Origin of the sequence: Acinetobacter sp. CWB-B33, assembly GCF_039655955.1 — a bacterium.
GTDB classification, from domain to species: domain Bacteria; phylum Pseudomonadota; class Gammaproteobacteria; order Pseudomonadales; family Moraxellaceae; genus Acinetobacter; species Acinetobacter bouvetii.
Genome location: NZ_JAGFEU010000001.1, coordinates 301,079 through 311,853, shown reverse-complemented (window position 1 = coordinate 311,853; position 10,775 = coordinate 301,079). Strand labels below are relative to the sequence as shown.

The window sequence follows — 10,775 nt, the reverse complement described above, 5'->3', positions numbered from 1 at the left end:
TGAGCTTATTGGGCTCCATTCAAAGCTTCCAGCTTTATTTTGCTTGATTTTTCCAATGCCGGGAAAAGGCAAATGTGCAGCAGCAATTAAGCTGTCCTGAGCCGCATAATCTTTGAAAAAATGCTCCCGATTCTTGCCAGACTGGACAGGATCAAAATCAAAATTGACAGACAGCGCAGGATATCCAAATTGCAAATTTGCAGAATGCACAATATCTCCAACAAAAACCAGATGCCGCCCTTGATACTGCAGCTGGTATGAAACATGCCCAGGCGTGTGTCCTGCGCTTTCCACCGCCTCAATGCCGTTAATTACCGCACCTGTCTTAAATGTCCGCACACTGCGTATCTGGTGATAGGGCGCCAAGGCGGCTTTTATTTGGGCTGCAGTCGATGTGTATTGCGCCTGCTGATTCGCCGTTAAATGCGCTAGGGTATTTTCAGAAAGCCAATAGGACAGTTCTTTTTCACTCACATAGACTGTGACAAACGGAAAAATGGCCCTGGTTTGACTTTCTATGCCGCACACATGATCAGGGTGTAAATGTGTCAGCAGCACGGTGCCAACATCAGAAGTTTTATAGCCGGCTGCTGCAATCTGCTGAACAGCGGCCCCCCGATAATTTCCCTCACAATTTCCTGCGCCGCTGTCAATTAACGTTAAATTTCCTAAGTCATCTTCAATTAAAAAAGCATTCACGCTGCTCTGCATCGGTTTTACCGGATCAGCGCTTTGCCCCTGAAATATCGCCTGCACTTCCTGTTGGCTAAAATTTTGATCAAATACAGCTGGATTCAGCGCCATATCACCATCATGCAAGGCGGTAATTTTATAGGGGCCAAATTGGATCGATTTAAGCGGTGATGCCTGATCAGCAGAATGCGCGGCAGCCGCCTCATCCCCTTGAGTATGCGCAATGCAAAGCCCTGACCATGCTGCAAACAGCATCGCAAATAGAATTTTTTTCATTATTTACCTTTATAAAATTATTCTCGTACCAGTATGTTTTTATGTTTTATTCATTATTAGAATTTGTGGCGCAATTCTGCCTGAAAATCATTCCATTTTTAAGTCATTTTTTGCATTTTCATTTCTTCTATTCAGAGTATTGGCAAAATTTCACCCGCTTTTAATCTCATTCCATTTTGTTTTCAGATTTCTTTCAGATTCACCGATTAACATAGTATAAAAAGATACATAGCTTCCCACACATGACTGAGATTTCACCTTTCAAAGGCAAAACCGGCCTTAAACGGATTGCCCATGCCACAGGCTATTCACTGTCAGGCTTTAGGTCAGCCTTTCAGAACGAAGCTGCATTCCGTCAAATCATTCTCATTAATGCCATACTCATTCCCCTCAGCTGTTTCTTAAATATCAGCCGCGCCGAACATGCCGTGCTGATCGCTGCAGGCTTATTGGCCATTATTGTTGAACTCTTTAACTCTGCAATTGAGGCCGTGGTAGACCGTGTCTCTTTAGAACAGCATCCGCTTTCAAAAAATGCCAAAGATATGGGCAGCGCAGCACAGTTTACGGCATTAAGCATTATATTTTTCACTTGGCTGATTATCCTCTGGCCCTGATAAATGAACCATAAAAAGCAGGCGCTCAGCCTGCTTTTGCGCTTGAAAATACGTCAGTTCAAATAAAAAAACCCGGCTTCCGCCGGGTTTTTAGAATCAGTTCAGTGCTTAGTGAGCAGAGAATTGGTTCATTGTGTTTTTAGCATCGTCATGCGCTTTAAGTGCATTGTCACCAGAGAAGATTTCTTTGTGATCATCACCGATGTCCGAACCAGCCATTGCTTGGTGTTTAACGCAAGCGATTGTGCCGCGGATTTCTTTACGCTGTACGCCAGCTACATAAGCAAGCATACCTTGGTCGCCGAAGTAACCTTGAGCAAGCTCATGCGTAGAAAGAGCAGCTGTGTGGTAAGTCGGAAGTGTGATCAAGTGATGGAACACGCCAGCTTCACGAGAAGCATCTGCTTGGAATGTACGTACTTTTTCATCAGCATCAGCAGCCAATTCAGTTGCATCGTACTCAGCGCTCATTAGTTTAGCGCGGTCGTAAGCAGAAACGTCTTTACCTTCAGCAACCCAACGGTCGTAAGCTTGTTGACGGAAGTTTAAAGTCCAGTTGAATGAAGGCGAGTTGTTGTAAACAAGCTTAGCATTTGGAACTGTTTCTTTAACACGGTTAACCATGTGAGCGATTTCTTCAACGTTTGGCGTTGCAGTTTCGATCCAAAGAAGGTCAGCGCCGTTTTGAAGGCTAGATACACAGTCAAGTACAACGCGGTCGATTTGCGTGTCTGGACGGAATTGATACAAGCCAGAAGCTAAACGTTTTGGACGGTGTAATTTACCGTTACGCTTGATTAGGATTTCGTCTTCTTGAGCATCAGCAATGTCAATTTCAACTGTGTCTAAGTAGCTGATGTATTGAGAAGCGATGTCGCCTGGCTCTTTAACCACTGGGATTTTTTGAGTCAAGTCAGCGCCTTCAGAGTCAGTACGAGCAACGATGATACCGTCGTCAAGACCCATTTCTAAGAATGCATAGCGAAGAGCGTGGATTTTCGCGATGAAGTCTTCGTGTGGAACTGTTACTTTACCAGCTTGGTGACCGCATTGTTTAGCGTCAGATACTTGGTTTTCGATTTGAAGTGCGCAAGCGCCCGCTTCGATCATTTTCTTAGCAAGTAAGTAAGTCGCTTCTTCGTTACCGAAACCAGCGTCGATGTCCGCAATAATTGGCACAACGTGAGTTTGGAAACCGTCGATTTGAGCCGTGATTTCAGCAGCTTTAGCAGTGTCGCCCGCTTCGTTTGCTTTTTTAAGCGCACGGAACAAGTCGTTTAATTCTTTTGCATCAGCTTGACGAAGGAAAGTGTAGATTTCTTCGATCAATGCAGGTACTGAAGTTTTTTCGTGCATAGATTGGTCAGGAAGCGGACCGAATTCTGAACGAAGCGCAGCAACCATCCAGCCAGAAAGGTAGATGTAGCGGCGTTCAGTCGTACCGAAGTATTTTTTGTTCGCAATCATTTTTTGTTGTGCGATGAAACCGTGCCAGCAGCCCAAAGATTGAGTGTATTTGCTAGAGTCAGCATCATAAGCCGCCATATCACGACGCATAATCGCAGCTGTATATTTAGCAATATCTAAACCAGTTTTGAAACGGTTTTGCATTTGCATACGCGCAGCATCTTCAGGACTGATGTCTGCCCAAGTGCTTCCGAATTTTGCTTTTAATTCGCGGATTGCATCAATCGCTGTTTGGTATGTAGTCATGATATTTCCTGTATATAATAATAGGACTTGCTGCAACGGATGGCTAAAATCATACCCTCAATAATTTGTACAGATTTAGAGCACATCGGTTTGATGAACCTAGATTAGATTGACTGAAAAAATTAATCCAATATCCTGCATTAATTTTCAGTATTTATTTAAAAAATGGATAGATCAAAGTCTAATTATATTTTAAGCAGAAAAATATAATCCATTGTTAATAAATGATTTTATAAAAAATCACCCTGATTAAACCTTAAACATCCTGCTGTTATTTTATTCATTAGACTTAAGTCTGGTTAGTTCATAAAAATGCTTGCAATGGCAAAAAGTTGTCAAAATTGACCTAAATGACCAGCTTGAACGCGCAAATTGCAATGTTTTCTATTTATACAGGCGGCAGCTGAAAATATGCCATTTCAGAAGTAAAAGGCCCATCAAATTTACCGGCAGAAAAAATGATCTGCAGATGCTGAAAAACTGGTAAAAACACCCTGTTTTATTGCGCTGTTTACACGTCATATCTGCATTAGGCGGCATGAATGCCACGGTAAATAGACGGCTTTATTTTCATCAGTTTCTCACACAAGGCTGATGGCTTATGGCATAATCAAAATAATTTCATGATTTTATTTTCGGTATTTATTTTATGAATCTGGAGCGGGTCGATCTTAATCTACTAATTTACCTTGACGTTCTTCTTCGTGAAAAAAATGTAACGCGTGCAGCTGAACAATTGGGGGTGACCCAACCGGCAATGAGCAACATTTTACGGCGTTTGCGTAATTTATTTAATGATCCGCTTTTAATCCGTTCTTCTGAAGGCATGACGCCGACTGAGCGCGCTTTAGAATTGCAGCCGCGCATCCGCGACGCGCTTGCTGACTTATCGATGATTTTGGAACCGCGCACTGAGTTCCGGCCTTATACCTCCAACCGCGTTTTCCGCATCATGACCTCAGATTATGCTGAAGCCACTTTAGTCCCGCGGCTCGTCAAAGCCTTGCGTTCTGAAGCGCCGAATGTCGTACTCGACTTCTTAACTCCGAGTGATGTGTCATACCGTGACATGGAACAAGGCAAAGTTGATTTGGCCATTAACCGCTTTAACGAAATTCCGCAAAGCTTTCACCAAGTTTTAGTTTGGCGTGACAGTTTTTCTTGCCTACTGAACAATAAGCACCCTGCTGCCGGCAATCTCAATTTAAAAAGCTATTTGGATGCGCAGCATATTTGGGTCTCTAAAACCGGCATGGGCGTCGGTTTCGGGGTCAATCCAGAAAAGCAAGCCGGCCTGGGCTGGATTGATCAGGCGTTGGAGCGTATTGGACAAAAGCGGAAAATTTCGGTGTTTACCCGCCATTATCAAATGCCGGGATTACTCGCGTCTAATGTGGATTTAGTGGCAACACTGCCAACCCGCATAGCGCGCCTGCAAGCCAAGAGCCAAAATCTGCTGCTTAAAGATCCGCCTTTTTATATTCCAGAATTTGAATTGAAAATGGCATGGTGCCCTCTATTGCATCATCACCCTGCACACCGTTGGCTGCGCCAGCTGATTTTATATGTTGCCCGCCAAATGATTGAAGAAGAAAACCGCGAGTTTTTGATGAATAACTCTCAATTTTCACACTATTGAGCATTATTTTTCTTAAATTCTTCTTTTTTAAGCCTATACTAGAGCCTGAGGAAATAATTGACTTATTCCCTCAGGTTTTTTTATGTTAAAAATATTCATAATAATGATGATCCGCAGGTGGATTCGTGAGCCTCTTCCAAAATATTGTAATTATCGTCATCCTCATTGCGGGAGCCGGTTTTTTATCTTTAACGGAAATCGCTCTTGCTGGCGCGCGTAAAGTTAAACTAAAAATCTTGGCAGAATCCGGTGATGAACGCGCCCAAAAAGTGCTGGATTTGCAGGAAAACTCTGCTGATTTCTTTGCTGCCTCGCAAATTGGCCTGAATGCTGTCGCAATTTTAGGCGGTATCTTAGGAGAAGGCGCTTTCCGCCCCTATTTCCTTGAATTCGTTTCCCGCTTTTATCAAGGCCCTTGGGCAGAATCCATTGGCTTTGCGCTATCATTCACCTTGGTCACTTCATTGTTCATTCTGTTCGCAGACCTCATGCCTAAACGCTTGGCCATGATTGCGCCTGAAAAAATAGCTGTTTCGGTGATTAATCCGATTCAAGTGTTCATTGTAGCCTGCAAGCCTTTGGCCTGGTTCATCAACGCGATTGCCAACTTGCTGTTCCGCTTGTTTAAAGTCAACACAACACGTGAAGACAACATTACCTTTGATGATATTTCTGCCGTGATGGATGCTGGCGCGCAGGCTGGCGTACTGCAAAAACAGGAACATCATTTCATTGAAAATGTATTTGAGCTGGAAGAGCGCAATGTGCCATCCAGCATGACCACCCGTGAAAATGTGGTGTTCTTTACGCTAAAAGAATCTGAAGCCAGTATTCGCCAAAAACTGGCAGAATACCCCTACTCTAAATTTTTAGTCTGTAATGATGATATTGACAGTGTGATTGGCTATGTAGATGCCAAAGATATTTTGGTGCGGATCCTCAATAATCAGTCATTATTACAATTGAATGAAAACACCATTCGTAATGTCCTGACCATTCCAGACACTTTAACCCTGTCTGAACTCCTCGACCGTTTCCGCTCGACCAAAGAAAAATTTGCTGTGGTGATTAACGAATATGCCTTGGTTGTTGGTGTCATTACCCTGTCAGATATTATGATTACGGTGATGGGCGATTGGGTCACGCCAATAGAAGCCGATCAGCAAATTATCAAGCGCGACAATAATTCATGGCTGATTGAAGGCAGCACGCCCATTGAAGATCTGATGCATGCGCTCGCGATTGATGAAATGCCGGATACAGACAATTACGAGACTCTGGCTGGATTTATGATGTATAAGCTTCGTAAAATTCCACGTCCAGCAGATGCTGTTATTTTTGGCGGCTACAAATTTGAAGTGGTCGATGTCGATCATTTTAAAATTGACCAATTATTGGTGACTCGATTACTCGAATCCTCCGAAGTGCCCATCGAAGAAAAATCAGAGTAATATCTGATTTTTTTGCCGAATATTGCACTGTATAGCCCGTTTAGGCACTTGAATCACATCCAGATTGTCTGCCTAATTTTTTTCTATTCAAGTTCAATTTAGCCACTTAAACCAGCCCATTCTGATATAACTTTTAAATTATTCAGTTTAAAATATGTGATTAATCACATTTAAGCTTTTGATTTTTAAAATTCATTTTCTATAAAAATAATAATAATTTTCACATTTTATTTGTGATGTTTTCCATCCATCTCATTTGCTTTACCCTGTTTTTTCCTTTTCTGGCGCTAATTAAAAGATTATTCAAAGGATTGAACTGAATGCTTACCTTGCTTGGCTTAGGCATGATTATCTGCTTTATGTATTTAATTATGTCTCGGCGCATGAGTCCACTTGTGGCCTTAACACTTATTCCTGTACTTTTTGCCTTACTTGCTTGGAGCCTTGGCTTCTACTTCGACAGCCTTAGCCATATTCAGTTAAATGGATTGGGCGAAATGATGCTCGATGGTGTCAAAAAATTAGCACCTACTGGCATTATGCTGCTGTTCGCAATTTTGTACTTTGCCATCATGATTGATACAGGCCTATTCGACCCTTCTGTAAAATTCATTCTTAAAATGGTAAAAGGCGATCCGCTCAAAGTCATTTTAGGCACCATCACCTTAACAATTATTGTGTCATTGGATGGTGATGGCTCTACAACTTATATGATTTGTGTCGCAGCCATGTTGCCGCTGTATAAGCGTCTTGACATGAGTCCGCTTATTATGGCCTGCCTAATGATGCTCGCCAGCGGCATTATGAATTTAACACCTTGGGGCGGGCCAACCGCACGTGCTGCCAGCGCACTGCATGTAGACCCGAGTGCAGTTTTCGTTCCGATGATACTGCCGATGCTTTTTGCAATCGCATGGGTCTATTTCCTGGGTTTTCTGTATGGCCGCATGGAGCGTAAACGCCTAGGCATTATAGAGCTGGACATTAGCCATGGTGATAATATCCAAATCTCAAATAATCCAGAAGCAAATCGCGCTCATCTACGCTGGTTTAATGGCTTACTGACCGCTGCCTTAATGATTTGTTTGGTCATGAGTGTCTTACCGATGCCGATTTTGTTTATGATCGCGCTTTGTATTGCATTGGTTGTTAATTACCAAAATATTGATATGCAGAAAAGTTTGATTGCTCACCATGCAGGCAGTGCCTTAAATGTTGTTGGGATTATTTTCGCTGCGGGTATTTTTACTGGCATTTTAGCTGGAACGGGGATGGTCGAAGCCATGTCTAGAGAGCTTGTTGCAGTAATTCCGGAAAGCATGGGGCCATATTTAGCGCCCATTACTGCCGTCATCAGCATGCCATTGACCTTTTTTATGTCTAATGACGCTTTCTATTTTGGCGTACTGCCTATTTTATCCGAAGCAGCTGTTCACTACGGCATTGAGCCTGTAGAAATGGCCCGTGCAGCAATTGTTGGTCAACCAGTGCACTTACTCTCACCGCTTGTTCCATCTACATATTTACTTTGTGGATTAGCTGGTATTGAATTTGGGCAACATCAGAAATTTACAATTATTTGGGCTATTGCGACCTGTTTTGTCATGCTTTTTTCAGGGCTTATTTTTGGAATGTTCCCATTTTATTCAACACTTGGATAAATATTACTGTTAAAAAAAGCGCCTTCTGGCGCTTTTTTTATATTGCTCATTAATGCTTTGAAATCAATACATCTAAAACGGCTTGATAATGAATTGTTATGTCTTCTGCAAGGATGGCATAGGCATTATCAAATTGAACCATTGGCCAGCCTTCTTTCCAAAATGGGAAGATATTATGCAAATCATGCGTAACAACAGCATCTTCACGCGTAATGGCCTGAAAGATTTGTGACAGTACTTGCGCTGTTTCCGCGCCGTCGATGGCCATATAATCAATTCCGCGCGCTTTTAAAATGCGGATGCGGTCTTTTTTATAGCGGATTTTCTTGCTTTGGCCTTCGTTCAGCTGCAATGCCAAAGTCACCGCTTCTACAAATTTATCTTCGAAAGATTGATTTAAAGCCACTAAAGCTTTTTTATGCGACTCCTGACGTCCAGCTTTACCGCCCTCACGGATAATGTTTTTCGCTTCTGTATTCAGCTCATCATTTTTCATGGAGGTTAAAATATCTAAGATTTCAATATCACTTAAATTTTCAGGAGATTGCACAGCCATAGCTTGCCTTTCAATACGGGTATAAAAACGCATTTTCTCATACTTCTGGCGCTAAAAGTGGAATATCTCAATCTTTGGCCTGAATCAGCGCTTTCAGTGAGAAAAAAACACACCATTAGACAAAAAATAAATTATATTATTTAGCACGTTTTTCCACACTGCACTTTGCATGATTAAAGATAAACAGGCCGCCCTCTTTCTCGAGCAACTGAAATTGCTCCATCCTGCCGCATTCAAGCGCAATTATATTTTTTACGGCATGATGAAAACCAAAGGCATGCTGGATGAATTAAAAGAGCTTATCCCTTGGATTCTAGCAGCTATGATTTTCGTGTCGATTAGCATGAGTCTAGGCGCTTATTTTCAATCCGCATGGCCACATTTAGGGAAGTTTCGCGCGGAAGGTTTAGCCGTTTTAGCGATTATGCTGTTTTTCATGCTCATTGCGCCGCTGATCATTAAGCAAATGAAGCACAGCTCAATCTCACTTTATAAGCAGCTGTGCAATACCCCCCTTAAACTGGCGGGCATTATTCTGCTGCAAGCCCTGAATATTGCCTATATTGAAAGCGGCTTTTTGCAGTCAGTGCTGTTCTTTTTTGCCATGAGTTTTGGTTTTGTGCGCTTTTATAAAGAAAATCTATTCCGCGAACACAGTGACAATCTGCAATTCCATTATTTGCAGGAAACACGCCGTATCTGTTTTTGGTCTTATAAGCAAATTTTAAAGCTGAAGTTCCAGCTCCTTTTTTGCAAACGCAGCGCAGACCGGGCACAATTTTTAAAACAAAAATTAAAACAGCAGCAAGAATTGCATGCGCAAACCATGCGCTTTGAAAACCAGCTGTGCAAAAGCTTCAAGCATACCAACTTAGATACTTATTTAGATGAGCTCATGAAGTAACAGGCCAATTAAAATGCTTGGCCGGATGCTCTGCTGAGAACCTAAGCTTGAATTGCTGGCACAGATTATGCCTGTTTTCTTGGACTCTTAGACGAACTGCTATAAGCGCTTACTGCGCCACGCATTTCACAGCGCATTATTTTAATTTTCCCACATGTATTCCTGCATTTTTAAATATAAATGGATGTTTTGGCTGTAATTAAATCAAATGTTCGGATTTATGCTTGCCAAGCACAAGTTCGTCCACTATTATTGCGCACATGCCCGAGTGGTGAAATCGGTAGACACAGGGGATTTAAAATCCCCCGCCCACAAAGCGTGCCAGTTCGAGTCTGGCCTCGGGCACCATTTTAGATTTTGTTAAAATGGTGCAATAAAATACCCAGCAGTTTGCTGGTTTTTTTATGCCTGAAACTCAATAAATGAAAGAAGAATAAAATGAAGATCATTCAATATCTCGCCATCAGCCTGTTTCTGTGCTTATCACATCATGTTTCTGCAAACGACAGCACATCGTCACCGGCTGATCAAGAACGATTCTATGATCTCTTTCCCGGCACGCTGCTGGAAAAAAATAATCAGCTCTATCTCCACAGCTGCCAAACCATGGATGCTGAATTTAAGCTCAAATTTAACCATCCAGCCGATGAACAGCGCATTAGAAAGCTCATGCAAAAATATAATAAGTTTTGGCTTTATTTAACGGCAGATGCAGACATGAAAAATGATGAATATTTGATGACTGTAGATGGAATCGCGGAAGAGCATCTCAATAAAACCTGTCATCTTACTGAGTTGCTGGATGAACTGTGAATACTGAATAAAAAAGCCGTGATTGAAATATCAAAAAAATAGAGAGCGCTTTACCACTCTCTATTGGCAACCAGCTCTTCCATTTCAATATCCATATAGCCTTCTGCCTGAGCAGCCATCATCATGGCTTCGGCAATATAGTCCGCAGCGGCATCATCCAAAGAAGAATCCAGATCTTCAAACTGCGGCTTCATCGCATTAATTGAAATGACCGCTTCATGTGCAAAATGATAAATGTCATGTTCCGTCAACTCTGGTTTAGACAGTTTTTTGGCAAACTGTTCAACGCATTGCTTTACTTCTGCAACCAGAATATCTGGGTAATAATCATCATCAAACATTGGGAGAAGTAAATCTGCAAACATACAGGCACTCTGAGCACACTAAAACTAAGCGTGCTTATATAACATACCTATACAGAATTACCAAATAAAACACATAAAACATTTTCC

Annotated in this window: 10 protein-coding genes and 1 tRNA gene; 7 read left to right on the top strand and 4 right to left on the bottom strand. The window is 42.0% G+C overall.

The window, feature by feature from the left end; translation table 11 throughout:
* The coding region (locus tag JZ784_RS01545; RefSeq protein WP_346313547.1) for an MBL fold metallo-hydrolase at window positions 1–969 on the bottom strand (969 nt) is incomplete at its 3' end.
* Window positions 970–1,211: 242 nt separating this feature from the next.
* Between JZ784_RS01545 and JZ784_RS01540 the strand changes: the two genes are divergently transcribed.
* A complete protein-coding gene (locus JZ784_RS01540) occupies window positions 1,212–1,586 on the top strand; it encodes a diacylglycerol kinase (RefSeq protein ID WP_130146380.1) in 375 nt (124 codons plus the stop codon).
* Between the two features lie 108 nt (window positions 1,587–1,694).
* On the opposite strand, the gene JZ784_RS01535 is transcribed toward JZ784_RS01540, so the two are convergent.
* Entirely contained in the window at window positions 1,695–3,299 is a 1,605-nt protein-coding gene (locus JZ784_RS01535) for an isocitrate lyase (protein WP_130146382.1), read from the bottom strand.
* A gap of 649 nt (window positions 3,300–3,948) precedes the next feature.
* On the opposite strand from JZ784_RS01535, the gene JZ784_RS01530 reads away from it, so the two are divergent.
* The 3 genes from JZ784_RS01530 to JZ784_RS01520 all read left to right on the top strand — a co-directional run bounded on the left by JZ784_RS01530 (window position 3,949) and on the right by JZ784_RS01520 (window position 8,050).
* Window positions 3,949–4,938, top strand: a complete 990-nt coding sequence (locus JZ784_RS01530; protein ID WP_005011371.1) for a LysR family transcriptional regulator — start codon at window positions 3,949–3,951, stop codon at window positions 4,936–4,938.
* Window positions 4,939–5,063: 125 nt separating this feature from the next.
* On the top strand, window positions 5,064–6,389 hold the full coding sequence (locus JZ784_RS01525; protein WP_346313546.1) for a hemolysin family protein: 1,326 nt from the start codon (window positions 5,064–5,066) through the stop codon (window positions 6,387–6,389).
* Between the two features lie 320 nt (window positions 6,390–6,709).
* Window positions 6,710–8,050 (top strand): CitMHS family transporter, encoded by a 1,341-nt coding sequence (locus tag JZ784_RS01520; RefSeq protein WP_346313545.1) that lies wholly within the window; start codon window positions 6,710–6,712, stop codon window positions 8,048–8,050.
* Window positions 8,051–8,099: 49 nt separating this feature from the next.
* Here JZ784_RS01520 and JZ784_RS01515 read toward each other — a convergent pair whose 3' ends face one another.
* Window positions 8,100–8,606 (bottom strand): hypothetical protein, encoded by a 507-nt coding sequence (locus tag JZ784_RS01515; protein WP_005011375.1) that lies wholly within the window; start codon window positions 8,604–8,606, stop codon window positions 8,100–8,102.
* 169 nt (window positions 8,607–8,775) lie between these two features.
* Between JZ784_RS01515 and JZ784_RS01510 the strand changes: the two genes are divergently transcribed.
* The 3 genes from JZ784_RS01510 (at window position 8,776) to JZ784_RS01500 (ending at window position 10,323) form a co-directional block, all read left to right on the top strand.
* Window positions 8,776–9,510, top strand: a complete 735-nt coding sequence (locus JZ784_RS01510) for a hypothetical protein (protein ID WP_346313544.1) — start codon at window positions 8,776–8,778, stop codon at window positions 9,508–9,510.
* 262 nt (window positions 9,511–9,772) lie between these two features.
* A tRNA-Leu gene (locus JZ784_RS01505) sits at window positions 9,773–9,858 on the top strand.
* 90 nt (window positions 9,859–9,948) lie between these two features.
* Window positions 9,949–10,323: a hypothetical protein gene (locus JZ784_RS01500; protein WP_346313543.1), complete on the top strand. Its 375-nt coding sequence runs from the start codon at window positions 9,949–9,951 to the stop codon at window positions 10,321–10,323.
* A 50-nt stretch (window positions 10,324–10,373) separates the two neighbouring features.
* Here the strand turns inward: JZ784_RS01500 and JZ784_RS01495 are convergent, their stop codons facing one another.
* On the bottom strand, window positions 10,374–10,688 hold the full coding sequence (locus JZ784_RS01495; protein WP_346313542.1) for a DUF5713 family protein: 315 nt from the start codon (window positions 10,686–10,688) through the stop codon (window positions 10,374–10,376).
* Window positions 10,689–10,775: the final 87 nt, after the last annotated feature.